17 protein-coding genes are annotated in these 26,495 nt (G+C 73.4%); 13 read left to right on the top strand and 4 right to left on the bottom strand.

Translation table 11 applies throughout. The features are described from left to right. Positions 1-819 precede the first annotated feature (819 nt). The 9 genes from WMF45_RS51585 (at position 820) to WMF45_RS51545 (ending at position 9,957) form a co-directional block, all read left to right on the top strand. Positions 820-1,881, top strand: coding sequence for a hypothetical protein (locus WMF45_RS51585; protein ID WP_437714920.1), 1,062 nt, complete (start codon positions 820-822; stop codon positions 1,879-1,881). A gap of 61 nt (positions 1,882-1,942) precedes the next feature. After that, positions 1,943-2,539 carry a tRNA isopentenyl-2-thiomethyl-A-37 hydroxylase MiaE gene (miaE, locus tag WMF45_RS51580; RefSeq protein ID WP_437548390.1) on the top strand — a complete coding sequence of 199 codons (597 nt, stop codon included), beginning with the start codon at positions 1,943-1,945 and terminating at the stop codon, positions 2,537-2,539. A 5-nt stretch (positions 2,540-2,544) separates the two neighbouring features. Next, complete coding sequence (locus tag WMF45_RS51575; protein WP_437714919.1) at positions 2,545-3,999, top strand: hypothetical protein; 1,455 nt, start codon at positions 2,545-2,547, stop codon at positions 3,997-3,999. Between the two features lie 173 nt (positions 4,000-4,172). After that, on the top strand, positions 4,173-4,655 hold the full coding sequence (locus WMF45_RS51570) for an ATP synthase F0 subunit B (RefSeq protein WP_437714918.1): 483 nt from the start codon (positions 4,173-4,175) through the stop codon (positions 4,653-4,655). Continuing rightward, entirely contained in the window at positions 4,652-5,641 is a 990-nt protein-coding gene (locus WMF45_RS51565; RefSeq protein WP_437714917.1) for a F0F1 ATP synthase subunit B family protein, read from the top strand. Before WMF45_RS51570 ends, WMF45_RS51565 begins: the two co-directional genes overlap by 4 nt. Beyond that, positions 5,638-6,180, top strand: a complete 543-nt coding sequence (gene atpH, locus WMF45_RS51560) for an ATP synthase F1 subunit delta (protein WP_437714916.1) — start codon at positions 5,638-5,640, stop codon at positions 6,178-6,180. Before WMF45_RS51565 ends, atpH begins: the two co-directional genes overlap by 4 nt. Positions 6,181-6,296: 116 nt before the next feature. Then, positions 6,297-8,189 carry a F0F1 ATP synthase subunit alpha gene (atpA, locus tag WMF45_RS51555; RefSeq protein ID WP_437714915.1) on the top strand — a complete coding sequence of 631 codons (1,893 nt, stop codon included), beginning with the start codon at positions 6,297-6,299 and terminating at the stop codon, positions 8,187-8,189. Positions 8,190-8,195: 6 nt separating this feature from the next. Continuing rightward, on the top strand, positions 8,196-9,167 hold the full coding sequence (gene atpG, locus WMF45_RS51550; RefSeq protein WP_437714914.1) for an ATP synthase F1 subunit gamma: 972 nt from the start codon (positions 8,196-8,198) through the stop codon (positions 9,165-9,167). Between the two features lie 184 nt (positions 9,168-9,351). Beyond that, the gene (locus WMF45_RS51545) at positions 9,352-9,957 is read left to right on the top strand and encodes an L-threonylcarbamoyladenylate synthase (RefSeq protein WP_437297057.1); all 606 of its coding nucleotides are present in this window, start codon (positions 9,352-9,354) and stop codon (positions 9,955-9,957) included. Between the two features lie 70 nt (positions 9,958-10,027). Here the strand turns inward: WMF45_RS51545 and WMF45_RS51540 are convergent, their stop codons facing one another. Both WMF45_RS51540 and WMF45_RS51535 read right to left on the bottom strand, forming a co-directional pair. Then, positions 10,028-10,966, bottom strand: a complete 939-nt coding sequence (locus WMF45_RS51540) for a DNA-methyltransferase (RefSeq protein WP_437714913.1) — start codon at positions 10,964-10,966, stop codon at positions 10,028-10,030. After that, positions 10,963-11,895: a penicillin-insensitive murein endopeptidase gene (locus tag WMF45_RS51535; RefSeq protein WP_437714912.1), complete on the bottom strand. Its 933-nt coding sequence runs from the start codon at positions 11,893-11,895 to the stop codon at positions 10,963-10,965. The genes WMF45_RS51540 and WMF45_RS51535 overlap by 4 nt, the downstream gene beginning before the upstream one ends. A 723-nt stretch (positions 11,896-12,618) precedes the next feature. On the opposite strand from WMF45_RS51535, the gene WMF45_RS51530 reads away from it, so the two are divergent. After that, positions 12,619-14,196, top strand: a complete 1,578-nt coding sequence (locus tag WMF45_RS51530; RefSeq protein WP_437714911.1) for a hypothetical protein — start codon at positions 12,619-12,621, stop codon at positions 14,194-14,196. Positions 14,197-14,419: 223 nt separating this feature from the next. Here WMF45_RS51530 and WMF45_RS51525 read toward each other — a convergent pair whose 3' ends face one another. Continuing rightward, a complete protein-coding gene (locus WMF45_RS51525) occupies positions 14,420-15,100 on the bottom strand; it encodes a hypothetical protein (protein WP_437714910.1) in 681 nt (226 codons plus the stop codon). On the opposite strand from WMF45_RS51525, the gene WMF45_RS51520 reads away from it, so the two are divergent. From WMF45_RS51520 to WMF45_RS51510, 3 genes are all read left to right on the top strand, one after another. Then, positions 15,060-20,900 carry a cellulose synthase gene (locus WMF45_RS51520; protein ID WP_437714909.1) on the top strand — a complete coding sequence of 1,947 codons (5,841 nt, stop codon included), beginning with the start codon at positions 15,060-15,062 and terminating at the stop codon, positions 20,898-20,900. The two genes, WMF45_RS51525 and WMF45_RS51520, sit on opposite strands and share 41 nt — an antisense overlap. A gap of 541 nt (positions 20,901-21,441) precedes the next feature. Further along, the gene (locus WMF45_RS51515; protein ID WP_437714908.1) at positions 21,442-22,941 is read left to right on the top strand and encodes a protein kinase domain-containing protein; all 1,500 of its coding nucleotides are present in this window, start codon (positions 21,442-21,444) and stop codon (positions 22,939-22,941) included. 172 nt (positions 22,942-23,113) lie between these two features. Beyond that, complete coding sequence (locus WMF45_RS51510; protein WP_437714907.1) at positions 23,114-25,522, top strand: hypothetical protein; 2,409 nt, start codon at positions 23,114-23,116, stop codon at positions 25,520-25,522. Between the two features lie 96 nt (positions 25,523-25,618). Here the strand turns inward: WMF45_RS51510 and WMF45_RS51505 are convergent, their stop codons facing one another. Further along, positions 25,619-26,455 carry a Uma2 family endonuclease gene (locus tag WMF45_RS51505; RefSeq protein ID WP_437714906.1) on the bottom strand — a complete coding sequence of 279 codons (837 nt, stop codon included), beginning with the start codon at positions 26,453-26,455 and terminating at the stop codon, positions 25,619-25,621. Positions 26,456-26,495: the final 40 nt, after the last annotated feature.

Below are 26,495 nucleotides of genomic sequence, written 5' to 3'. Positions count from 1 at the left end.
CGCTGCTCTGAAGTCCGCTCCACGAAAATAGGTTTCGGGGGCGACCGAAAGAACCGTCGCCCCCAACTTATCCACAGGTCTCACAGCGAGGACTCGCCTCTAACTCCTGGAGATCTCTATGTTATTCTGAATGTAATCGAAGGGCGTGTCGACTTTTCAACAGTCCGCCCACGGCCGCTTCGTCCTCGGGGAATCGTCCGCATGCTCCCGCCAGCTGCGGGTGAACAGTACAGCCCTCCTGTACCTGGGCCCGGCCCGGCTGCAGCCGAGCACGCCGATCGAGGTGGGGGTACAGCCGTCGCGTCGAGGTCCATCGCATTGAAAGACAGATCGGCACAGCCGTCCCCCATACCGCCTCATAGAGCTCGGTAACCCGCAGCGCCCCTTTCGAGGCCACCCTTTGGAGGACCCGGTGCGGCACGGAACCGCCCCGAGGACGAATCGGAGGTAGCACCGGGTGAGTCCGGGCGTCTATCCCCAACTGCGAAACTTGGCTCAAGTATCCGATAGTATTGTTATAAATTCAGTCCCTGACACACTGCGAAGCCGGCTTCGCGTCGACCGAGCTCTGGCTGCCGGACACGAGGCGCCAAAACTCCCGACGCGGGGCGGTGATTTTTACGACGCGCTCACGATTGCAGAGCAAAACCCGCTCATCTCGTCGTCAAGAGCCTCGACGCGGCGGGTTTTCCAGCTTTCTGAGGAAGACGGAGTTCGTCCAGCACAGAGCGACCGAGGTTCGCCGGTTTTCAGGAGCCGAGAATTTGCCCCCGGGGTCCAGGTGTGCGGTATGGCGAGGCGATGTCGTCAGGGATCCGGTTGACAAGGGGGGCACTCCTGGCGCAGCGGCCGGAGGGGGCGTCGCGCCGGGCGGCGGTCGCCTGGCGGGCCGGGGCCCTCTCGGCGGCAGGCGCGCTCCTGATGGCGTCGGCCGCAGGGCCGGCGGCGGCCGACGAGCTGCCGCCCCAGCTCGCCTACGCCTATGGGGAGAATGAGACCCCCCGCGCCGCGGCCTTCGGGGGCGCGCTGCGCGCCCTCGGGAACGGGACGTCGGCCGTCTTCCTCAACCCGTCCGCCATGGTGGAGACCCGCGTCTACCACCTCCAGGCGCTCTTCCAGGGGAGCCCCGAGGCCGGCCGGCATGCTTACGGCGGCGTCATCGTCGACTCGGTCACCGGCAAGCTCGCCGGGGCGCTCTCCTTCGTAGGTGGCTTCGTCGGCATGGACGACGGCGGCATCAAGCGCTCCTACCTCGACGCACGGGCAGGCATCGCCTACCCCCTCACCGAGCGCGTCTTCGTCGGGCTCACCGGCCGCTACGCCAAGATCACGCAGGACGGGACCCTGATCGAGGGCGGCCTCGGCGACAGCTCCGTCTCGGGCGGGCTGCGCGAGTGGGAGAACGGGAAGCTCGTCGGCCGGCACTCCTTCGTCGACGAGTTCACGTTCGACGCCGCGCTCACCGTCAAGGCGACCGACAACCTGCACATCGCGGTCGTCGGACAGAACCTCACCTACCCGGACCACGGGCTGCTCCCCACCACGGTCGGCGGCGGCATCGGGTTCGGCACCGCCGACTTCTCGATCGAGGTCGACGGGCTCGCCGACCTCAACTCTTACCGCGACACCACCTTCCGCTTGATGGCCGGCGGCGAGTACCTCGTCGCCGATCACTTCCCGCTCCGCGCCGGTTACCGCTTCGACCAGGGCGCCGACCAGCACGCGCTGTCGTTTGGCCTCGCCTATGTGGGGACCCAGTTCGCGGTCGAGGGCACCGTGCGGCGGGCGCTCGCCGGCGGAGGACCCACCACGTTCGTGGTCGGGCTCGCGTACCACCTCGAGTCGAGCGGGCTGACCCGCGGCTCGTCCGATAGCTTTTAGAGCGGCGGGTCCGGAGCGAGCCCCTTCTCGCCGCGGCGCGCCTGCTCTAGGTCGGCCCTGCGTGCTGTGCCTGACCCTACCGACCGACCCGCGCTGGGCTGACGTGGCGCTCGCCGATCTGCCGGCGCTCCTGACCGATCACGCGCACTGCGAGATGAAGGCGGCGTCGAACGCCCTGTCCCTCGCCGCGCGCTGGCCGTCGCTCCCGCGCCTCGCGCGGGCGCTCGTCGACCTCGCCGAGGAGGAGCTCCGGCACTTCCGCGCGCTGCTCGACGTGATCGAGCAGCGCGGCCTCGCGCTCGGCAAGCCGGAGACCGACGTCTACGCGAGCGAGCTGCGCAAGGCGGCCTCGAGCAGCTGCGCGCGCAACGCGAAGGCCGCGCTCATCGATCGGCTGCTCGTCGGCGCGATCATCGAGGCCCGCTCCTGCGAGCGCTTCAGGCTGCTCGCCGACGGGCTCGCGGCGCGCGAGCACGAGCTCGCGCCGCTCTACGAGGAGCTCTTCGCGTCGGAGGCCCGGCACTACCGGACCCTCGTCGACCTCGCCGTCGAGGTCGCCGGCGACGAGGGCGCCACACGAGGCCGGCTGGCCGAGCTCGCGCGCGCCGAAGGCGAGATCGCCGGGCGGCTCGGGACGGCACCCGCGGTGCACGGATAGGCGGCATGGAAATCGATCTGATCCGCCTCGACCGGGACGTCGCCCGCGCGGAGCGCGCGTGGCGCGCGGCCCACGGCGACCTCGCCCGGCGCGGTCCGACCCCTCCCGCCTCCGACGAGGACGGCCCGAGCGCCGCCGAGGCGAAGGCAAGGCTCGAGAACCCGCTCGATCCCTTCCGGCGCGTCAGCTCGCGGACGACCTACCTCGAGCTCACCGGCAAGACCCCGGGCCTCGGCGCGGAGCTCGGGCTCGCGAGCCCGACGTCGCCCGCCGCGCCGGACCCGACCGGCCTCGCGGCCCCCCTCGCCGACTGGGTCTGCGTGCTCACGCTGGAGCGCGTCATCTGGACCGACCGCGTCAGGCTCGCCGCGGCCTGGCACGCGCCGCTGGTCACGATCGATCTGCCCGAGCCGGCGCGGATGTCGCCCCACGAGGCGCGGCTCAGGCTGCTCGCCGACCCGACGAGCGCCGGACGGCAGATCTTCGCCGAGGCGCTCGCCCGAGGCTCCGGCGCGGTCGCCGACGCCGCCCGCGTCCTCGTCGAGCGGAGGCACGAGGCGGCGCGGCGGCTCGCGGAGGAGGGCCTCCGCGCGATCGAGATCCCCTGCGACCCTCCCGGCGCGGCGATCGGCGCCGCGGAGGCGCTGCTGCGCCGGACCGAGTCGGTGATCGAGCTCGAGCCGACCTGGCACGCCGCGCTCGGGCGCGCCGTCGGCCGCGACGCGGCGTCGGGGTGGCCAGCGCGGCTCGGCCCGCGATGGATCGAGGAGCTGTTCCGCGCGACGAAGCTGACCGAGGGCATCGCGATCGATCTCGGACCGTTGCCGCGGCCGCTCGGCGCGGCGTCGTTCGCGCGCGCGCTCGCCCGCTTCGGCGCGGCGCTCGCGCGTGGTGGTGGAGCGCGCGGGCCGTTCGCGCTCTCCCGCGCGCCGTTCGATCTCCGGCAGGCGCGCCGCGCCGCGCTCTTCGGCGGGCTCGTCGCCGATCCCGTCTTCTGCGCCCGCGCGCTCGGGCTCGGCCGTGGCCGCGCGCTCGATCAGGCGCGCGCCACCGCGCGCAGCCTCCTCCTCTCGCTGCGCCTCGACGCCGCGACCGTGGCGCTCGTGTTCGGCGCCGGCCAGGACGGAGACGGGCACGTGCTGCTCCGGGCCTCGCGCGATCGGAGCGACCGCTTCGAGGAGACCACCGCGCGCGCGCTCGGCGCGCCGATCCCGGGCGCGCTCGCCGGGGTCGTCCCGGCGCTCGATCCCGGCGCGGCGGTCCGGCTCGCCGGGGCGCTCCTCGCCGCGCGCGATCGGCGCGGCCTGATCGAGCGCTTCGACGAGGACTGGTTCCGCAATCCGCGCGCCGCCGAGGCCATCCGCGACGAGGACGGCGCGCGCGCGCCTTCGCCGCGCGCCAGCGAGGGCGATCTCGAGGCGGGCCTCGGCGAGATGATGCGCTCGCTCGCGAGCCTGTAGCGCGGGCGCATCGTCAGGAGACGTGATGTTTAAAGAGGGGCTCGTCCGCTCTGCGAGAACCCTTCCAGCTTTGACTGACACGTGCTAGTGCCGGCTCGCGAAATCGCCCCCCTGAGGGGCGTGGGGCAGCGAGCGGCTCGCGCTGCGCCGCCCTCGTCGCCGAACAAGCACCCGTGAACCCGAACGCAATGCACCCACTCCTCGCGTCCGGCGCCAGCCCCATCGCCGTCGACTTCGATCTGACGTTCCTGGCGCAGGTCGTCCTGTTCTCGACGTTCGTCGTCGTGCTCAAGCCGCTCCTGTTCGATCCGCTGCTCCGCGTCTTCGAGGAGCGCGAGCGGCGCACCGACGGCGCCAAGCGGGAAGCGCGCGAGATGGACGAGCGCGCCGGCGAGCTGCTCACCCGCTACGAGGCCGAGATCGAGAAGGTCCGGCGCGAGGCGGGGATCGAGCGAGAGCGGCTCCGCGCCGAGACGGCGAAGATCGAGGCGCAGATCATGGCCGAGGCCCGGGCCGAGACGGCGCGCATCCTCGAGGACAGCAAGGCGAAGATCGCGGCCGAGGTCGCCCGCATGCGCGGCGAGCTCTCCGCCGCCCAGCCCGCGCTCGCCGCGGAGATCGCCGCCAGCATGCTCGGCCGCGAGGTGCGCCAGTGAAAAAGCCGCTCCGCCGCTCCTCGCTCGCGCTCGGCCTTGCCGCGGCGCTCGCCGCCGGCACGGCGCTGGCTCAGACGCAGCCGGGCTCCGACCCGGCGCTGCCCCCCGGGCACCCGCCCATCCCGTCGCCTGCCGAAGCGCAGCCGGGCTCGCCGCAGATGCCGCAGCGCCCGCGCGACGCGCAGCCCGGCCGGCCGCTCGGGCCGGGCGGCCGCCAGCTCCCGCCGGGGCACGGGCTCCGGCCGCCGGGCATGCAGCGCGCGCGCCCCACGCCGCCGCCGGCGCCCGAGCCGGCGTCCCACGGGGAAGAGCACTGCCCCGGGCACGGCCCGACGGATCCGCCGCCGCACGTCAACTGGTGGCACGGCCTCATCGGCGTGAACAACGAGGCGGCCGCGAAGGGCGGGATCAACGCGCTGCTCTGGCGCTACCACAACGAGCAGAACCCCTGCGATCCGAAGAACGAGCCGCCGCCGTTCCTCGCGTCGGTCCTGAACTTCGGGCTGCTCGCGCTCATCGTCGTCCGCTTCGGGAGGAAGCCCATCGCGGAGGCGCTCAAGAAGCGCAAGCAGACGATCACGCAGGAGCTGGACAACGCGTCGCGCCTCAAGCAGGAGGCCGAGCAGCGGCTCGAGGAGTACGAGGACAAGCTCACGCGGCTCGAGGAGACGCTCGCCGAGCTCAAGGCCGAGCACGCGGCGCAGGCGGAGGTCGAGAAGGCCCACGTGCTCGCCGAGGCGGAGCAGCGGCGCGTCCGGATGCGGCGCGACGCCGAGTTCCGCGCCGAGCAGGAGCTCAAGGCGGCGCGCGCCATGCTCCTCCAGGAGGCGGTGCAGAACGCCGTCGCCGCGGCCGAGGAGCTGCTCCGGCAGCGCATCGGCCAGCAGGACCTCGACCGGGTCAACGAAGAGTACCTGAAGGCCATCCCCGCGGCCGTCTCCGCCGGCGCGCGCCGCGGAGCCCAGACCACCGGAGCAGCGACATGAGCTACGAGTCCGTCGCCCGACGCTACGGGCGCGCGATCTTCGAGATCGGCAAGGAGACCGGGACCCTCGCGGCCCTCGCCAGGGAGATCGGGGACGCCAGCGCGATGTACTCGGCGAGCGAGGAGCTCCGCCTCGTCCTCGACAACCCGCTCATCCCGGAGGCCTCGCGCGAGGAGCTGCTCCGCGAGATCGGCGGCCGCGCCGCCTTCTCGGACGTGACGAAGAACACCCTGCTTCTGCTGGCGCGGCGCCGGCGGCTCGCGGCGCTGCCCGAGATCGCGCGGCAGCTCGCGCTCCTCGTCGATCAGGACCAGAACGTCGCCCGGGCCGTGGTGACGAGCGCGGGCCCGCTGACCGACGGCTACCTCGACCGGCTCCGGGCCGAGCTCGAGAAGGCGACCGGCAGGAAGATCTCGGTCACCCACAGGCAGGATCCCTCGCTCATCGCGGGGGTTGTGACCCAGATCGACGATCAGGTGATCGACGGCAGCCTCCGGACCCGGCTGTCGAGCTTCCGTGACAACCTGCTCAGGACCTGAGGGGACGCGAGCAAGCCCCCCTGTTTCATGATGGGTCGTGGCCCGGCGCTCAGCGCCCCCTCGACCTTGACGACGTTGACTCCGCAGCCCAAGCGTCTCCCGACAGAGGACTCCGCATGCAGCTCCGCGCCGAAGAGATCTCCCAGATCATCAAGAAGCAAATCCAGAATATCGACAAGGCCGCTCAGGTCACCGAGACGGGCACCGTGCTCACGGTGGGCGACGGCATCGCCCGCGTGCACGGCCTGAGCCGCGCGATGGCCGGCGAGCTCGTCGAGTTCAGCGGCTCGGAGGGCGGCAGCCTGATGGGGCTCGTGCTGAACCTCGAGCAGGACAACGTGGGCGCCGCCATCTTCGGCGACACGAGCTCCATCAAGGAGGGCGACGCCGTCAAGCGGACCGGGCGCATCATGGAGGTGCCCGTCGGCGAGGCGACCCTCGGGCGCGTCGTGAACGCGCTCGGCATGCCGATCGACGGCAAGGGGCCGCTCGAGACGAAGGAGCGCCGCCGCGTCGAGGTGAAGGCGCCCGGCATCATCCAGCGCCAGCCGGTCACCGAGCCGATGCAGACCGGCATCAAGGCGATCGACGCGATGATCCCGGTCGGCCGCGGCCAGCGCGAGCTCATCATCGGCGACCGGCAGACGGGCAAGACCGCCGTCGCCGTCGACGCGATCATCAACCAGAAGGGCAAGGGCGTCATCTGCGTCTACGTCGCGATCGGCCAGAAGCTGTCGACGGTGCGCCAGGTCGTGGACAAGCTCGATGCGCACGGCGCGCTGGAGTACACGATCATCGTCGCCGCGACGGCGAGCGAGACCGCGCCGCTCCAGTTCATCGCGCCGTACACCGGCGTGACGATCGGCGAGTTCTTCCGCGACAGCGGGCGCCACGCGCTGTGCATCTACGACGATCTGTCGAAGCAGGCGGTCGCGTACCGCCAGCTCTCGCTCCTGCTCCGCCGCCCGCCGGGCCGCGAGGCGTACCCGGGCGACGTCTTCTACCTCCACTCCCGGCTCCTCGAGCGCGCCGCGAAGATGGCCGACATCTTCTACGTCGTGTCGAAGGGGACGAAGGTCGAGGGCGGCGACGCCTCGTACCGCGGCGTCGACGGCAAGGCGCACGTCGGGGCGCACGGGATGCACTCGGCGAAGGACTCGCTCTGGAAGACGATCGACGGGGCCCTCTTCGAGAAGCTCGAGCAGGCGCGCAAGGACGAGAAGAAGGACGAGATCAAGAAGCTCGAGCAGCAGCTCTCGGACAAGGCGAAGGCGAGCGACTACGAGATCGTCCGCGATCCGAAGTCGGGCGGCTCGCTCACGGCGCTGCCGGTCATCGAGACGCAGGCGGGTGACGTGTCGGCGTACATCCCGACGAACGTCATCAGCATCACGGACGGGCAGATCTTCCTCGAGGCCGACCTCTTCTACTCCGGCGTCCGCCCGGCCATCAACGTCGGCATCTCGGTCAGCCGGGTCGGCGGCAACGCGCAGATCAAGGCGATGAAGTCGATCGCCGGCACGCTCCGCCTCGACCTCGCGCAGTACCGCGCCATGGCGGCGTTCTCCCAGTTCGCCTCGGACCTGGACGCGAAGACCCGCGCGCAGCTCGAGCGCGGCGCGCGCCTCACCGAGATCCTGAAGCAGGGCCAGTACGTGCCGCTGGCGGTCGAGAAGCAGATCCTCATCATCTACGCCGGCACGCAGGGCCTGCTCGACAGCCTGCCGGTGAGCTCGCTCTCGCGCTTCGAGGAAGAGCTCTACAAGTTCATCGAGGCGAAGCACCCGCAGATCTTCACGGACATCCGCGAGAAGAAGGTCCTCGACGACGACCTCAAGTCCCGGATGAACAAGGCGATCGACACCTTCAAGAAGCGGTTCGCGGTGGAAGCGGGCGGCGCCTCGACCGCGGCCGACGAGGACGGCGCGGGCGACGAGGAGGAGGAGGCGCCGGCGCCGAAGGCCAAGTCGAAGAGCGGGAAGAGCGCCTCGAAGGCAAAGGAAAAGTAGGCAGCCGTGCCCAGCCTCAAGTCCATTCGCAAGCGGATCTCCAGCGTCAAGTCGACGCAGAAGATCACCCGCGCCATGAAGATGGTCGCGGGCGCCAAGCTCAACAAGGCGCAGCTGCGCATCACCGAGCTGCGGCCCTACGCCGTGAAGGTGCAGGAGGTGCTCTCGGCGATCACGCGCGACGCGGCTCCCGCGGCCGAGGCGCTCGCGGCGGAGGGGATCGGGGCGGAGGGCGAGGCGGGCGCGCTCGCCGGCGGCGAGAGGGCGCTGCACCCGCTGCTCGTGACCCGCCCGGAGCGGCGCGTGCTGCTCGTGGTGCTCACGAGCGACCGCGGGCTTTGCGGCGCCTTCAACACCAACATCAACAAGCGCGCCGAGCGCGAGTGGAAGAGCCGGACGGAGGCGGGCCAGGAGGTCCAGCTCGCGATCATCGGCCGCAAGGGTCGGGACTACTTCAACCGCCGCGGCGCGCCGATCCTCGAGTACCTGGCCGGGGTCTGGGACAAGCTCAACCTCGAGACGGCCCAGGCCGTCGGCGCGAAGCTCCTCGCCCCGTTCAACAAGGGCGAGATCGACGCGATCTACCTCGTCTACAACGAGTTCAAGAGCGCCATCACGCAGACGGTCGTCGTCGAGCGGCTCCTGCCGCCCGCCGGCGGCCCGGCGAAGGAGCAGGAGCAGGGGGACGAGGCCGGCCACGGCGCGCCCTCCGCGGCGTCGGAGTTCCTCTACGAGCCGGACAAGGGCGCGCTCCTGGAGCGGCTCGTGCCGATGTACGTGGACATCTCGATCCTGCGCGCGCTCTACGAGTCGATGGCGAGCGAGCTCGGCGCGAAGCTCACGGCGATGGACGCCGCGAACAAGAACGCCAAGGAAGTGATCGACAACCTGACGCTCGAGTACAACAAGGCGCGTCAGGCGGCGATCACCAAGGAGCTCATGGAGATCATCGGCGGCAGCGAGGCGCTCAAGGAGTAGCGAGCCGCGCCGGGATCTTCGATCTCCGCCTCGAGCCGGTCGTGCGTGCGACCGGCTTGCGTCTCGGGGCTTCGCCCCACCTCTCTTCACCCGTAGCGCCCGTACCCGGCTACCCGACGCTGGCCGAACATCCGAGCAGCCAGCACTGGCGGAGCCGACCGGGCGGCCCCATGGTTGCGTTCCCGTGCTCCAGCCCATCAACCCCGATCACCCGGAACCCCGCAAGATCGCGCGAGCGATCGATCTCATCCAGAAAGGGGAGGTCATCGGCTACCCGACCGATACCGTGTACGGGTTCGGGTGCGACCTGATGAACAAGGCGGCTATCGAGCGGGTGTATCAGATCAAGGGGATGCGCCAGAACAAGAACCTGGCGTTCATCTGCCCGGATCTGAGCGACATCGCGCGCTACGCGATCGTCGAGAACCAGACGTACCGCATCCTCAAGCGCTACCTGCCCGGGCCATACACCTTCATCCTCCCCGCGACGCGCGAGGTGCCGAAGTACGTGCACCTCAAGCAGAAGACGGTCGGTATCCGCGTGCCGAACCACCCGGTCGCGCTCGCGCTGGTCCGCGCGCTCGGGCGGCCGCTCATCAGCACGACCGCGGCGCCGCCTGGGGAGGATCCGATCATCGATCCGGGGGAGATCGACGACCGGTTCCCGGGGCTCGCCCTCGTCCTCGACGCGGGGACCGGCGGATCGGTGCCGACGACCGTGATCGACCTGAGCCAGGGCGAAGTGCAGATCGTCCGCGAGGGCGCGGGACCGACGGACGATCTGGTCTGAGCCAGGGGGAGTAGGGAGAGAGGGGCATCGGAGATGCCCCCCCGAGGAGAGGGAGCTCGACGGGGCCCGGTCAGGGACGCTCCGGCTCGCTCTCCGCGGCAGGAACGGACTCGTACGCCGTGTACACGATCCCCTCGCGGTCGAGGCGCTCCCGCGCCGTCGCGAACGCGAGCGGGCTGCGGTCGCCGCCGACGAAGCGGCGGCCGAGGCGCGCGGCCGCGACGAGCGTGGTGCCGCTTCCGCACATGAGGTCGGCGACGGTCGCGCCGGGCGCGGAGGACGCGCGGACGATGCGCTCCAGCAGCCGCTCCGGCTTCTGCGTGGGGTAGCCCGTGGCCTCGCGGCGCAGCGGGGTGTTGGCGACCATCCCGGGAATGTCGCTCCACACGCTCCCGAGCCGGCGGCCCTCGTCGGCGTAGTACCGGTACGCCTTGCCGCCGAGGATCCGCTCGCGGTACAGGCGGCCGTCCTCGTCGCGGTGCTTGAAATGCATCGCGAGGCTGGTCTCGGCGTACGGCTCGCGGAGCGTCGGATCCGCGGCGTTGTAGACAACCTGGCCGCGCTCGCTCGAGGCGCGCGCGTAAAGGAGGATCGTCTGGTGCGTGACGGAGAAGCCGCGCGCGCCCCGGCCGCCGTTGCCGGGCGCCCAGATGATCTCGCCGAGGAAGGCGCCGCGGCCGAACAGGCGATCACACGCGACCTTCGCGTCGTGGACCGCGCGGTGATCGAGGTGCAGGTACAGCGTCGCGCCCTCGGTCATGCGATCGCGGATGGCCTCGAGGCGCGGCGCGAGCATGGCGACGAGCGCGTCGGCGCTCGCGCGATCGTCGTACGCGTCGGGCCCGCTCTCCGGCCTGCGCCGCCCGCGCGCCTGGCCGCGCGCCGCCCGCGCGGTCATCGTCGTCCCGACGCCGAAGGGAGGATCGAGGTAGACGAGATCGAACCGCACGTCCGCGGGGAGCGCCGCGCAGACGTCGGCAGCATCGCCGTGCGCCAGGAGGTGGCTCACAGCGCGCTGTCGGGAGCCGCCACGCGAGAGCCCGCGGCGGCGCTTCCAGGCAGGAGGTCGTCGAGCAACGCAGCGGCGAGGTCGCCGTCCGACGGCGCGATGAGCTGCGGCACGGCCGGCAGCCACGGCCACTGCGGGCCGCCGCCGAGGCAGCCGGAGAGGGTCTCGTCCGGCGTACAAGCGACGCGGAGGTGGATGTGATCGGCGTGCGCCGTGCTGTCGCCCGGCTGGAGCAGCACGCTCTCGGCATACCAGAGGAGCTCCGGGTCCTCGCCGAGCGCGCGCGCGTACTCGATGAGCAACGCCTCGAGCCAGCGGGCCAGGAAGAGCCACTGGACGTGCGCGTCGGGCGAGCGGATGAGCGCCTTCACGAGCAGCCACTGCCGCTCGACGTCGAAGCGGACGTACTGAGGCGCGCCGGCGCGCGGCGACGCGGGCTCCTCGGCGCCGTCGCTGATCCGCCCGAGCCCGTCCGGTCCGAAGGCGACGAAGCCCGGCGATCGCACAGGGCGGCCGTCCGGGGTCAGCGAGTAAAGCAAGAGGTCGGCGTCGCGCCCGGTGCGGTGGGACCGGTGGCCCCGCGTCGCGCCGCCGTAGCGCGCGGAGAGGTCGCCGACGACGAGCGGCTCGCCGCCCGGCCGCGCCAGCGACACCTCCGCCGCGGCGCGCTGGACCGCGGCGACCAGCCTCGCCGTCCCCCACCGGATGCCGTTGCTGCGGAGCAGCCGGTAGCCCGGGCCCTGCCTCGGGAGCTCGACGGCGTCGGTGATGACGCCGTGGTGCGGGACGCCGATCGAGCCGCGGAGCGCAGGGGCGAGCGGCGTGGGCGAGGAGCCGACGCAGGCCGCGCAGCAGAGCGCGACGAGCCCGAGGAGAACGGTGGCGAGGAGAGGACGGCTGGGCATCACGACGACAGAGAGGAGGGCCACGGCGCCAGGCACCGGACGGACGAAGCTGACAGCCGCTCGTTAGCCTCGCCGGCGGCGGAGGGGAAGTTCTCGGCTCACCCGGGTGCCCGGAGCGCGGCGCGCGCCGCGTTCGTGGGTCCAGCCGGCGATGCAGATGAGCTCGCCTGCGCGCGTGGGCTCCCCATGGTTGTTCAGGTCGTTGATTATCCATAGAGGGGCCTTGTCGGGAGGCCCGTCGTGGACGAGATCGGCCTGGTTCGAACGCACACCGGGCTCGGGAACAAGATGGCTGTTTCGGTGATCGCTCGTCCTCCTGGTGGAGGTGATATCGCAGGGTCCTGCGCCCTGAAATGGTCCCTCGATGGTTGATATCGAGCATCGATGGATATCCGCACGACTCAGCGCGAGCGAACCGGCGTCGCGCCACGTAGAGGCGGCCAAACTGCCACACCGATGTGGCGTCGAAACAAGGCCCTGGAAACGGCGCAACCGGACACACGTAAGAGGAGACGGGCCGCGTGAATGCGCTCCGGCACGTCCAGCGCGAACGGCGCCGCTCGAAGCGGACACCCCATCGTCCCACGGTGCCGCCGCGCAACAGGCCTGTGCGCCGGCGCCCCAGCGATTCGACGGGACGTGCCCGCGCCCCATCGCGAGTTCGCCCGCAGCGGCCGCGCTCGCGGCGCTGCGCGGCTTACGCTCCCCCTGCCCTCGCGGAGCGATCAGCGCTAACACCCACGCCCCATGGATCCCGAGCAGCGCGCCACCCAGCGGAACACCAGCCAGGGGAGCACGGGCGCAGATCGACAGCCACCGCCAGGGGAGGAGCCCGAGGGCGTCGCCTGGAAGGGGGCCCTCGCCGTCGCGCTCGTCGTCGGCGGCCTCGTGGTGTGGCGCGCCTGCGCCACGCCGGGAGGCGGCGCGAGTGACGCGCCCGCGCCGCCCAGCGCGACGCCCGCGGCGTCCGCGCCGAGCGACGCCGACGACGCCGCCGCGGCGCCGCAGCCGCCGCCCCCGCGCTGCACGCCCGCGAGCCCGCCGCCGTTCGTCATCGGCGACGCGCCGCCGGCCGCGCGCGGGGCCGAGGAAGGCGCAGGGGGCAGCGGCGCGGACAGCGCGGACAGCGTTGAAGACCTCGCGCCGTTCGCCGTCGAGGTCGGCCGCGGGACGACGTTCTCCGGCGGGTTCGCCGTGGGCGCCCAGCGAGAAGCCGAGGGCGGGACCATCGCGATGGTGGCCACGCTGTCGGCCGACGGCGCCCAGGGGAAGCTCGTCCGCCTCGCGCGATCGCGCGGCGACATGGATCCTCCGGTCGTCGCAGGCGCCGGGGGCGCGATCCTCGCCGCGATGCTCGAGCCGAACGCGGGCGGGCGCGCCATCAAGGTCGCCAGGGTGGAAGGGGACCACGTCACGTGGGGGGCCGAGCTCGCCGAGGGGCGGGACGAGTCGCTCGCGCTCGACATCGCCGCGTCCGGCGAGCGCGCGGTCATCGTCTGGGACGACGTGACCCGCGACGGCAAACGATCGCGGATCATGCTCGCCTCCGCCGACGTGGGCACGCTGCGCTCCGTGACGTCGGCCCGCCCGGTCTCCCAGCCGAGCACCGACGCCGAGATGCCGCGCGTGATCGGCCGGCCGGGCGGCTACTGGCTCGCGTACATCGCGCGCGCCGAGGAGCCGGCGCGAAAGGCCGCGGCGAAGAAGGACGACGGCGACGAGGACACCGCCGCGGCAGGCGAGACGATCACCCACCAGTGGATCGAGGTGGTCCCCCTCGACGAGGCGGGCGCGCTCACCGCGACGCCCCGCGCGGTCACCCCCAAGAACGGACACGTGCTCGCGTACGACCTGACGCTCGGCGAGGACGACGGGCTCATCCTCGCCTTCCGCGACGACGACACCCCGAGCGGCTCGATCGGAGGGCGCATCAGCGCCGTGCTGGTGCGGCTCGGCGGCGCCAGCGAGCCGCGCGTGCTCGTCGGCGGCGATCGCGAGCAGGACGCCCCGCCCGAGGCCGCGCTGGGCCTGGGCGCCGGGGTGCCGGCGCTCCTCCCCGGCGCTCGAGGCCCGGGCGGGCAGGACCCGGCGAAGGCCGCGGGCGCAGCGGCATGGCTCGCGATCGCGAACGCGTCCGGCCCGACGCAGCTCGCGGCGCTCACCGCGCGAGGCGAGCTCGAAGGCGGGCTGCAAGCCGAGCCGGCCCTCGGGCGCGGCGAGCCGATCGCCGCCTCCGCAGAGGCGCTGCTCGTGGCGCACCCGGCCGGAAAAGCGATGAAGCTCGCCTTGCTGCGCTGCGCATCGACAGCACCGTTCAACAAGTAGGTCGCCCCTGTATCAGTAAGCGCGCGACGCCAGCGAGCAGGCGCATCGACTGTAGATTGAAGGCACGTGGATGTGTAGCATCCGCGGCGGTGGCCCACGGGGACGATCCGCAACACGAAGCGTCGCGCCGGCCTGGTTTGCCGAGCCTGTCCGGATCGCCGGACGAAGGTGGCTGGGAAGCCAAGGCCGACAACGCTCAAATGACGCGCGCAAGCGCGCAACCTCAGCCCGGCGCGCAGACGCTGCTCGTCGGCACGAGCGCGCCGACAGGCGGCGAACCGCTGCCGGCGACCGCGAGCGCGCCGACAGGCGGCGAACCGCTGCCGGCGACCGCGAGCGCGCCGACAGGCGGCGAACCGCTGCCGGCGACCGCGAGCCCGCTGCCGCCGCCAAATCCACCGCCGCTACCGAGCGCGCCGCTGACCTCGATCCCTCCGCCGCTGCCAAGCCCGCCGCTGGCCTCGAGCCCGCCGCTGCCGCCGAGCGCGCCGCCGCCAGGGCCGAACAAGACGCCGGCCCCGAGCGTACCGCCGCCGGTACCGAGCAGGCCACCGCCGCTGATCCGCCGCAAAGACGGCAGCGTCGCGAGCGGGCCGCCGCCGGCGCCGCCGTCGCTTGCGCCGCCGTCTAGGCCACCGCCGCCGATGCCTCCGGGAGGCGCGTCCAAGACGACGGTGGCGCCCCCTGGCTCCACCCCGGCGCGCCCTCCGGCGCGCGGCCCAGGCCAGCGCCCGCCGAGCCCGAACCGCGCCGCAACGCAGCCCGCTCCAGGCTCCGCCGCGAGCGCGGGGAAGCCTGCGACTGGCTCCCAGCCGGGCGGCGCGGCCCAGGCGATCGCCGCCTTCGACGCAAGCACGACGCCGATGCCCATCTCGGTCGAGCCGACCGCGACGCCGCTGCCCATCTCGGTCGAGCCGACCGCGACGCCGCTGCCCATCTCGGTCGAGCCGAGCTCGTCGCCGGCGCCCATCTCGGTCGAGTCGATCGAGCCGGCGCTCGCGCAGAGCGCCGCGCCCGTACAGAGCGCCCCGCCCGCGCCCGTACAGAGCGCCCCGCCCGCGCCTGTACAGAGCGCCGCGCCCGCGCCCGTACAGAGCGCCGCGCCGGCACCCGCGCCAAGCGCGACGCGCACGCCGCTGCCAGGCGGCGCGCACGCACCGAGCGCCACGCGCACGCCGCTGCCGGGCGGCGCGCCCACGCCGGGCGCCCCACGCGCGCCGCTGCCGGGCGGCGCACCCACGCCGAGCGCCACGCGCACGCCGATACCGGGCGTCGCGCCGAACGCCGCGCATGCGCCGGGCGGCACGCCCGCGCCGAGCACCGCGGCGCCCGCGCAGAGCGCCGCGCATGCGGCGACCGTCCTGCACACGCCGAACGCCGCGCACGCGGCGACCATCCTGCACACACCGAACGCCGCGCATGCGCCCGCGCAGAGCGCCGCGCACGCGCCCGCCCAGCCACCTCCGGCGCCCCGCTCGCAGCCGAACGCGCCCGAGGCGCCCGCGCAGAGCCCGCAGCTCGCCGCTCCGGACCTCGCCACCGAGCTCCAGCAGCGCGCCGAGCGGCTCAAGGGCAGCGATCCGGTCGGCGCGGCGCGCGCCCTCGTCGAGCTCGGCATCCATGAAGAGCGGGTGCTCAAGAACCCCGCCGCCGCGCGCCGCTCGTACGAGCGCGCTCGACAGCTGTCCCGCACGCTCGAGCCGGCGCTCTCGCGGGTCCACCGCGTGCTCGACGCGCGCACCGAGCTCGCCCTCGCGCTCGAGGTCGTCGAGGACAAGCTCCGCGTCGCCGAGACCGACGCGCTCCGGGCCGACCTCCTCGCCGAGCGGGCGCGCCTGCTCCAGGCGCTCGGGCGGACGCCCGAGAGCTGCGAGGCCTTCACCGAGGCGCTGCGGCTCGTCCCGCTCCACGCCGCGTCGCTGCGCGGGCTCGAGATCGCCCTCCGGCGCGAGAGCGCCCGCGGCGCCGAGCAGGCGGCCAAGGACCTCGCCGCGCACCTCGACCGGCTCTCCGCCGCTTACGCCCCAGGGCGCGGGCGGCCGGACGGCGACGGCCAGCTCACCGCCTGGGTCCACGTCGAGCGCGCCGCCGTGCTCGATCGGAAGCTCTACAAGCCGGAGCTCGCCCTCGCGTCCCTCGAGGGCGCGATCGCGTTCGATCCAGGGCCTGGGCCCGTGCGGGAGGCGCTCCGCCGCCACCTCGTGCACCACGACGGCATCGTCGGCCTCGTCAGCGCGCTCTCCCTGGAGGCCGATCACGAGAGCGACGACGACCGCGCGGCGCGGCTGCTCTACACGGCGGCGCGGCTGCTCATCGACAAGATCCGCTCCCCGGCGGACGCGGTGCCCCTCCTCCGGCGCGCGTCGACGCGGGCCCCGGCCGGCTCGCCGACCGCGCGGCGCGTGGTCGGCGAGCTGATCCGCCTGCTCGAGGCGAACGGCATGCTCGAGCTCGCCGCCAACGTGCGCCAGAAGGAGCTCGCGCTCCTCACCGACAAAGAGGCGATCATCCACGAGCACGTCCGCCTCGCGGAGATCTACGACACCCTCGGGGACGCAGAGCAGGCCGCGCTCCACGCGACGCGCGCGCTCGAGCTCGACCCCGAGGACAGCTCGACGCGGGAGCGGCTCGACCGCGCCCTCCAGCGCCTCGGCCACCACGCCGAGCGCGTGGAGGTGTGGACCGCCGTCGCCAACGCCGACCGGCCCGGGCCCGTCCGGGTCGCGGCGCTCCTCCGCGCCGCGGACATCTCCGAGCGCCACCTGAAGCGGCGCGACGAGGCGCTCGCCATCCTGCGCGCCGCGTGGGCGATCGAGCCGGGCAACAGCTCGGTCTTCGACGCGCTCTCCGCCCTGCTCACGCCGGACGCCCTGGCCGTCGAGGAAGATCCGCGCGGCGTGCAGGCGCGGCTCGACCTGTACACGCAGGCCGCGAGCGCGACGGAGGACCCGACGCGCAAGATCGGCCTGCTCGAGAAGCTCGTCTCCATCTGGGAGGACGAGCTCGCCCAGCCCGCCCGCGCCGTGGAGGAGATCGAGAAGATCCTCGCGATCGACCCGGAGCGGCGCGCCGCGATCCTCGCGCTCCAGCGCAACGCCGCGCGCGCGGGCGACGCGCAGCGGCTCGCGCGCGCGCTCTGCGCCGAGGCCGAGCTCACGAGCAGCCCGCGCGAGCAGCGCAGGCTCCTCCTGCGCGCCGCCGAGGTCACCGAGCTCAGGCTCGGCGATCGCGACCGGGCCTCGTCGCTGGTCGATCGCGCGCTCGCGATCGACCCGGCCGACCCCGACGCGCTGCGCGCGCGCATCCGCCTCGACGAGCGCGCCGGCCGGTACGAGGAGGCGCGGCGCGCGCTGCTCAAGCTCATCCAGCGCGACCCCGCGGGAGACGCGGCGTTCAGCCTCTGGCTCGAGGTCGCGGGGCTCGACGAGCGGCGCCTCAAGCGGCCGCACAGCGCCGTGGAGTCGTACCGCGAGGCGGCGCGGAAGCGGCCCGCTCACCCGCTGCCCCGGATCGAGATCGCGCGGCTCCTCCGCGAGACCGGCAACTACGAGAAGCTCGTCGAGGTCCTCAGCTCGCTCGCCGACGAGGCGCAGCGGCCCGACGACCACGCGCGGCTGCTCTTCCAGGCGGCCGAGGTGCAGGAGCTCGCCCTCGGGCGCGATCAGGACGCCCTCCGCCTCCTCGCCCGCGCCGACGCGGCGCTCGCCTCGGGCCAGCACGATCCGGCGATCCTCGACGCGATGGAGCGCATCTACGTCCGCGCCGGCGGCGCGGGCGTCGGCGTCGGCCTCGGCGCGCCCGTCGCGCAGCGGCCCGCGACCGGCGTTCGCGCGTCCAGCCTGCCGGGGATGTCCGCCTCCATGATCGCGAGCGAGCTCGCGGGGCTGTACGCGCGCTGGCTCGAGCGCAAGCCGCCGGCGCTCGTCGATCACGCGCTCCGGATCTCCCTCGCGCTGGTCCTCGCGGACAGCAGCCCGCGCCAGGCCGTCGAGATCCTGGAGGGGCTCGTCGGGGTGGTGCCGAACCACGTCCCGGCGCTCCGCATGCTGGAGCAGCTCTACCGGCACCTCGAGGCGCCGACGTCGCTCGCGACCGTGCTGCGCGCGGAGGCCGACGTGTTCACCTCCGCCACCGCGCGCGGCGGCGCCCTCTGGGAGATCGCGTCGCTCGAGGAGCAGCTCGGGCCGAGCGCCGCGCTCGAGGCGCTCGCGCGCATCGTGAAGGAGGCGCCCGACGACGCGGCCGCCCACATGGCGATCCTCCGCATCGCCGCCAAGGCGAGCCCCGCGGATCCGAGCGCGCCGCGGGCGCAGGACCTCTTCGCCAGCGCCATCCGCGACAGCCGGGAGCTGACGCCCGATCCCATCGCGCGCGCCCTCTACAGCGTCGAGGAGGCGCTCCTCGCGGAGGCGCAGGCCGACGCGGACCCCGCCGCCGCCCGCGCGGCGCTCGCCGGCTTCCGCAACGCCCTCGGGCTGTGGCCGGAGAGCGTCATCGCGGCGCGCGGGCTCGATCGGCTCGCGCAGCGCCTCGGCGACCGCGCGAGCGTGATCGCGGCCCAGCTGGCGCTCGCCGACCTCGTCCTCGGAGCGCCCGCGCGCGCGATGCACCTCGTGCGCGCGGCGGAGCTCACCGCCGAGGACGCGTCCCCCGAGGGCCGCGCGCGCGCGCTCGAGCTGTACGAGAGCGCGCTCCGCGCGGATCCGAGCTGCGTGGCCGCGGCGCGCGCGCTCGCCAAGGAGCTCGCGGGCGATCCCCAGCGGCTCACCGACCGGCTCGGCGAGGCGCTCGGCAAGGCCGCGAGCCGCGAGGCGATCTCGCTGCTCGGCACGGAGATCGCCCGGTCGGTGCTGCAGCACCACGGGCGCCCGGGCGCGATCGACGCCGGCGTGGGCATCTCGGCCGTCCGGCGGGTCATCGAGACGCTCCCGAACGACGCGGCCGCGCTGCTCCTGCTCGCGCGGCTGCTCACCGCGCAGCGCGTCTGGCTCGAGGCGCGCGACGCCCTGAAGCGCGCCGTGGCCGCGGCGACGGACGCCGAGACGAAGATCGCGGCGCAGTTCCTGATCGCCGACCTGTACGAGGGGGCGCTCGCGAACCCGGCGCTCGCCCAGGACGCGCTCCAGGCGGTCCTGTCGCTCGACGCGCAGAACCGGCCCGCGCTCGAGCGGCTGCACAAGCTCGGCGTCACGCGCGGCGACCACGCGCTCGCGCTGCGCGCGCTGGGGCGCCTGGTCGAGCTGTCGCCCGACCCGGGCACCCGCGTCGAGGCCGCCCTGCGCCTCGCGGACGCCTACCGCGACGCCGGCGACACGGCCGGCATGGTCCGCACGCTGTGCGACGCGATCGTGAGCGCGCCCGGCGGCGACACGCGCGGGTGGGTGGCGCTCGCCCGCCTGTACCGCGTCGACACGAGCGAGGGCGCGGCGGCCTACGCCAAGGCGCTCGCGCAGCTGCTCGAGGTCGCCGAGTCCCGCCGGATCCCGGCCGATCCGCGCTGGCTGACCACGCTCGGCCTGCTCGAGTCGACCCTGCTCGTGCGGCCTCGCGACGGGCTCGCGCGCCTCCAGCAGGCCGTCGCGCTCCCGGGCGCGCCGCCCGAGTCGCGCACCGCGCTCGGCCGCGGGCTCGAGGCCGCGGGGCGCAACGCGGAGGCGGTCCAGGTGCTGCGGGACGTCCTGACGCCCGATCCGGAGGTCTTCACGCGGCTCCCGGATCTCGGCCCGGCGCTCGCCGCGCTCGAGGCCGCGCTCGCCAAGGACGGGCGCGCGGAGGAGCGGATCACCGTGGAGGAGGTCCGCGCCTGCCTCGGCGAGGTGTCGCTGGACCGCATGGCCCGGCTCAGGAGCCGGCGCGTCCCGTCGGAGGCGCCGTACGCCGGGGCCTTCGCGGGCCCCGAGATGGGCCGGCTGCTCCTCCCGGAGGCCCGGAGCCCCTGGATCGACGTGGCGCTCGCGATCGCGCCGATCGCCGCGAAGGCGATCCGCTTCGAGCTGAGCAACTTCGGCATCAGCTCGCGCGAGCGGATCGGCCCGCGCGACAACCACCCGACGCGGCAGCTCGCCGAGCGGGTGGGCCGCGCGCTCGGCATCGAGGCGTTCGAGCTCTACCTCGTCCCCTCCTGGCAAGGAGCCGCCCGCGTCTTCCCGGGTGATCCCCCTGCCCTCGTCGCGCCGACGTCGTTCATGGAGCTCCCGGAGCTCGAGCAGACGTTCGCGCTCGCCCGCCTCTTCGCGCGCATCGCGGTCGGCTTCACGTTCCTCGACGAGATCCCGGCCGAGGCGACCGACGGCCTGCTGCTGGCGTCGATCCGCACGATCGATCCCGGCTTCGGGTCGGGCGCCATCTCGCCCCCGCGCGAGCACGCCACGCAGCAGATGCTCCCCGGCGTGCAGCGGGCGATCGGGCGCCGCCAGCGCAAGATGCTCGAGGAGCTCGCGTCGACCGTCGCCGTGTCGTACGACGCGCGCGCCTTCGTCCTCGGCCTGCGCCGGAGCGAGCACCGCATCGGCTACCTGCTCTGCGGCGACGCGCTCGCCGCGATCGACTACCTCCGCCGGTACGATCGCGACATGGCCCGCTCGACCGAGGAGCCCCGCCTGCTCCTTCAGCACCCGGTATCGAACGAGCTCCTGCGCTACGCGCTCTCGGCCGAGGCCTACGCCGAGCGCCGGCGAGCCGGATCCATCTGGCCCGCCGTCTGAGCGGCACGCGCCCGCTGCGGATACGGGCCCACCTCGACGTTTTCGGTGCTCAGCGCACGGGAGTGCGCTTGCGCGCCGAAAACGCCGATCTGGGCCCGTCTCCTGTGCGGGCGCGCGCCGCTCGGCGGGGCGGGTTCCGGGGCGGATGGGGTCGGTGACGAGGGGGCTTCACCAAGGATGAGCTCGGTGGGGGCGCGCCACGATGAATGAGCGGGGGTGACGCGGCTTGGCATGGTGTGTTTCATGATCGGTGAAGTTCGATGTCGAGAAGATATCGGTGCTTCTGCGGTAACAGGGACGTACAGGGGGTCGGTGATGTTATGTGGCTCCCGGGGTCGCGGTGAGCAGCCGAACACCCATGTTGAAAAGATCACCGCGCTTTTACGGCAACAGGGACGCACACACGAGCGCCTATGTCGCATGGCGTGCCGGGGTGCGCGGTGCTGCGTCGAACACGTAATTGTCCGACCGGAGCGGTGTTTGGGCGTATGAGGCGCGCCGAGAGGGTCGGGAGGACGGCGCGTGGTATCCTGATCTCCGCGTGAGCAATCCGCTGATGCCGGGCGCCCTGGTGGCAAGTCGCTATCGGGTCGATCGCCAGCTGGCCGAGGGAGGCATGGGGGTCATCTGGGCCGCCACCCACCTCGCGGACGGCGAACGTGTGGCGCTGAAGCTGCTGCGCCCCGGCACGGCGGAGGACGCGTCGACTCGGCGGCGCCTCGTCCGGGAAGCGCGCGCGGCGGCGGCGGTCGATCACCCGAACGTGCCATCCATCCACGACGTGCTCGAGCTCGACAACGGGACGCCGTTCCTCGTCATGGATCTGCTCGAGGGGGAGTCGCTCCGCGACAAGCTGCTGCGCGAGGCGCAGATCCCGCTCCCCGAGCTGTCGCGCATCCTGCTGCCGGTCATCTCGGCCGTCGGCACCGCGCACGCGCTCGGCATCGTCCACCGCGACCTCAAGCCCGACAACATCTTCCTGCTCACGCCCGACGCGGCCGCGCCACGAGCCTCGCCCGGCGCAGCCGCGGAGCCCCCGAGCGGCGCGCCGGCGTCTGGCTCCACGGATTCCGCGGATGCGCGGGAGGCAGCGCCGCACGACGCCCGCGTCAGGGTGCTCGACTTCGGCATCGCCAAGGTCACCGCGGCGCCCGGCGAGACCAGCTGGTCCTGGGGACGCACCGGGAGCGGCGAGATGCTCGGGACCCCGTACTACATGTCGCCCGAGCAGATCCTCGGCGAGCACGACGTGGATCACCGCGCCGACATCTGGTCGCTCGGCGTCATCCTCTACGAGTGCCTCACCTCGGTGCGGCCCACCGAGGCCGAGAACATGGGCAAGGTGATGAAGCGCATCCTGACCGGCTCCATCCAGCCGATCGGGGAGAGCGCGCCCACGCTGCCCGCCGACGTCGCGGCCATGATCGATCGCATGCTCAGCCCGGACCGCGCGCAGCGCCCGGCCGATCTCCGCGAGGTCGGCGCGCTCCTCGAGCGCTACGCGGCCGTCGCCCTCCGCCCCTTCGGCCCCCCGGCGGCGCCCAGGGTTCCGGAGAGCGACTCGCTCGTGCCCAGCGCCCGCGCCAGCGACCCGCTCGTGCCCAGCGCCCGCGTCAGCGGCTCGCTCGCGCCCGACGCCCGCATCAGCGACGCGTTCCCGGCCAGCACCGCCGATCTGGACGGGGAGGCGTCGACCGCGACGCTGCGCGCAGGCAGCCTCCTGCCAGCGCCCCCCTCGAGCAACCGGCCGCGCGCGCGCGGCGCCGGAGCGGCCTCCCTGGAGGCGCCGCCCGACGCCGCGGCGCTCTCCTCGCCGGAGACGGCCGGCGCGACCGACGCGCTCGCCGAAGAGGGAGCGGTCGCCTCGTCGGCAGGGGCGCGCCGCGCGAAGCGCGCAGGGATCAAGCTCGTCGCCGCCGGCGTGCTCATCGCCGCCGGAGCAGGCTTCTCGCTGCTTCGCTGCTCCGCCTCGTCAGCGCAAGAGTCGCCCCGCCACCCCGTCATCGCGCCGGCGACGCGCGCTCCATCGAACAAGGAGTGATCTGGTCAACTCCGGATCTGCCGGAGAGCCATTGAGGGAGCTGCCTGAACGAGCCAGTGTCGAGCTCGCCCTGATCCGGGTGTGACGCGATACGCCAGCGCTCTGCCGGGTCGGATTCCTGTTGCGCCGGGATCTTGAACGCGGCGACGCTCCCGCACCTCAGGAGAGCGTCATGCCCAGCGATGTCATCGTCCGGATCCGTTCGCCCCGAGGGTTCGTCGACCTGCCTGGCAGCGTGGATGCCGTCGGGCCAGCCGCGTCGTCCGCCTTCGAAGAGCGAAAGTCCGCGCCAGGCATTCACCTGCTCACGGTCGCGATGAGCGACAGCGATTATGCCATCTCGCTCTCGGCGCCGGTCCCCGGGGACAGCCTCGCGGCGCTCCGGGAGGGCGAAGGCAGGGCGGTGCTCATCGTGTTTCCCGGCCACTCGCCCGTGCGCCGGCGGCTGCGCGCCGTCGCCGTCTCCAACGTCGAGGTCGTGCCGGATCCGGGCGTGGCGTCGCAGGCGGCGCCGCTCGACCTGAACGCGGGGCGCGAGGGCGCCGCGCCGCTCTGGCTCCTGCCCGCCGGGGTGTTCAGCGCGAGCCCGACGCTCGGCCCCGACGGGCCCGCCGCCCGCGATGCCCTCGTCACCGCGGCCCGGTGGATCTCGTCGCGCCGGACGAGCACCCTCACGCAGCTCTTCCCGCCGAGCGCGTTCCACCCGGAGGAGCCGGAGCGCAAGGAGCGGCTCTCGGCGCGCCGGGGCGCGGCGCTGCTGGATCAGGCGCGCGCGGCGCTCGAGATCGCGGCCGTGGGCGGCGAGGAGGCGAGGCGCGATCCGACCGCCGCTGCGACCCTGCGCTCGGCGGCGACGACCATCCTCTCGCACCTCATCGCGACGTCGCTGGACGACCGAGGCTTCGCGCCGGTCGCGGAGCGCGCCGCCGAGGAGATCCTCGCGCTCATCGAGAGGGAGGCGGGCGACGAGGCGGCCCGGCCGGCGCTGCGCGCGCACGCGATCCACCTGCTCCAGCTGCGCGCCCCGGGGCTCACGGCGGCCCAGCAGGAGCGAGCCCGGGGGCTCGTCCGCGGGCTGCTCCGCAAGGCGCCGCCCTACGACGAGCTCACGGGACCGTGGAACCTCGCGATGTGCGGCGCCTCGGAGTTCCACGAGGGCGAGTGCAGCATCCTCGTGTCGACCCACGGCTTCAAGGAGATCGCCCTCCCGCCCGAGGCGCCCCCGTCGCCGAACGGCTGGAGCCCTTACCGCGCCTTCGAGGCCCCCTTCAAGACGCCCGCCGGCGAGCCCATCCGCGTCTTCGCCCGCACGGCGACCCCGCGCGACGAGAACCTCGAGATGGGAATGGCGTTCTTCATCGGGGTGCTCATCAACCGGCACGCCCAGCTCGGCGCCTTCGATCTCCGCGCGGCCGCGGTGCAGGTGAAGCAGGAAGGATACAAGCTGATGATGAACTCGCAGTGCGCGGGGCTCACCACGCGCTTTGCCGTCTCCCAGATGTTCCCGGACGCGGACATCTACTCTTCGTGGGACTCGACGTACTTCAGGACCGGATCGGACGGCGTGGTCAGCTCCTCCGAGGGGGTCGACTGCTTCGTCGCCGCGCTGCGCGGGATGAGCAAGCGCGCGTCGCACGCCGAGCTCGACGCGCGCCTCCGGAAGGCGCAGTGGCCCCACCCGCAGGCGCAGATCGCCGGGTTCTCGCAGTTCGTCGGGCCCTCGCACCCGCTCGTCGTCGCCCGCTACTCCGACGTGAACCGGGACGGGCGCGCGGATTATTACGACGGCTTCCTCGACTTCCAGCTCGCGGACATCGCCGAGGACATCGAGGCCTCGATGACGCCGCGCGACCCGGGGGTGAGCGCGTCGCAGATCGGCGGCGACGGCGCGGCGGGCCTCAACTGGGCGGCGGGCAGCCTCAATCGCGTCGCGCAGTACTCGGACATCTGGGCGGGGCTCGCGGGCCAGAGCGAGCTCTACTATGCCTTCCAGTCGGGGGGCTTCTTCAGCCACCGCGAGCCGCCCCACGACGTGCCCACGGGCGGCGCCGCGCAGCAGGATCTCGGGCGGCTCCCGGCCGTCACCCGCTTTCAGCAGAGCAAGGAGGCGCTCGGCGGCCTCTCCGTCGAGGTCATGTTCCACAGCCACCTGAGCCACGCGGCCAAGGAGCTGAAGCGCCTGCTGTGCGCGGCCGACGCCATGCGCCGCGCCTTCGATCTCGGCCACCTCTCCAGCGGAGGGGCGCTGTCCACGCCGAGGGGGCAGCGCTGCGCGATGCTGCTCACCATGGCTGGCCTTTTGGAGTTCCCCGCGGACCAGAACCGCATCGACGGCCTGTGGTCGATGGCGCTCAAGGCGCTGCGGCTCCCGCAGATCTCCCGCAGCGCGGTGCGCGCCTGCATCACCGCGGAGGATCACGAGATGTCGAACTACTACGGATCGCAGCGCGGGCTGGCGCAGCTCCTCTCGGCGCTCGAGAGGAGCGATCCAGGGGCGTTTCAGCAGCTCGGGAGCGAGGATCCGCTCGTGGGGAGGCTGGAGGAGATCGACCTCTCGGCCGAGGGGAAGCCGGAGGGCTGAGCTTGAGAGCGCAGGTCGGGGGCTGAGGCGGTCGTCGCACGCGTCGTGCTGGCGCAGTTCGTGACGGCCGGACGGAGACAGGGCGAGGGCGCAGCGCTACCGAGCGCGGGCGAGCAGCGCCTCGAGTTCCCGGATGCGCCGCTCGGCAGCCTCGCGGGCCGCGCGCTCGGCCTCGGCGTCCCGCTGCGCAACCTCGGCGTCCCGCTGCGCGGCCTCGGCCTTGCGCTGCGCGGCTTCGGCCTTGCGCTGGGCGCGCGCCGCCTCCCGACGGGCAGCTTCCTTGGCGGAGCGCTCTGCCTCTTCCGGGGTCAACCAGCGCTCCGCGCCGGCCTCGTCGGTGCTGAGGTCGAACGACGCGCCGGCCGGCGTCCGCGCGGCGTGAAGCCAGCCCCGGAGGAGCTCCGACCATGCGGGCCCCTCGCCGGCATGCACCTGCACGAACATGGCGTCGTCCACGCGGCGCCAGATCTGGATGCGGAACGGGCCGCCGTGGGCGCGCGGGCCCTCGTGGAACGGGTCGAGGATCCACAGCTCCTCGACCCCGCAGGCCGCATACTTCTGCGGCGCGATGACGTAGTCCTTCGTCGGGTGCTGCGCGCTGACGATCTCCACGGAGAGCCGCGGCGCGACATGGCCCATCTTCCAGAGCCTCAGGCTGCGCACCGCGTCCCCCTCCGGGGGCGGCGGCTCGACGACGTAGACGTCCGGGTCGACCCCGAGCTGCGGGTGCTTGCGGTCCCAGCGGACGGCGAGGTTGCGGCCTATCTTCACCGCGCGCCCGGCACGAGCAGCCCAGCCGAGCAGCAGGGCCCGGATGCGCTCGCTCAACAGATCATGGGGGCTCGACTCGGGCACCGTCTCCTCCGTCAGCACCCAGCGCTCAAGGTCCGGGACGACCTCGGAGCGGCGGATCACGCGGAGAGACGGCGGCATCGGCCCAGAAGGTAGCACGGGGCTGGGGGCGCGCTGCGCG

This window comes from Sorangium sp. So ce448 (genome assembly GCF_051520915.1).
Taxonomy (GTDB): Bacteria; Myxococcota_A; Polyangia; order Polyangiales; family Polyangiaceae; genus Sorangium; species Sorangium cellulosum_B.
This window is presented reverse-complemented; position numbering and strand designations above follow the sequence as displayed.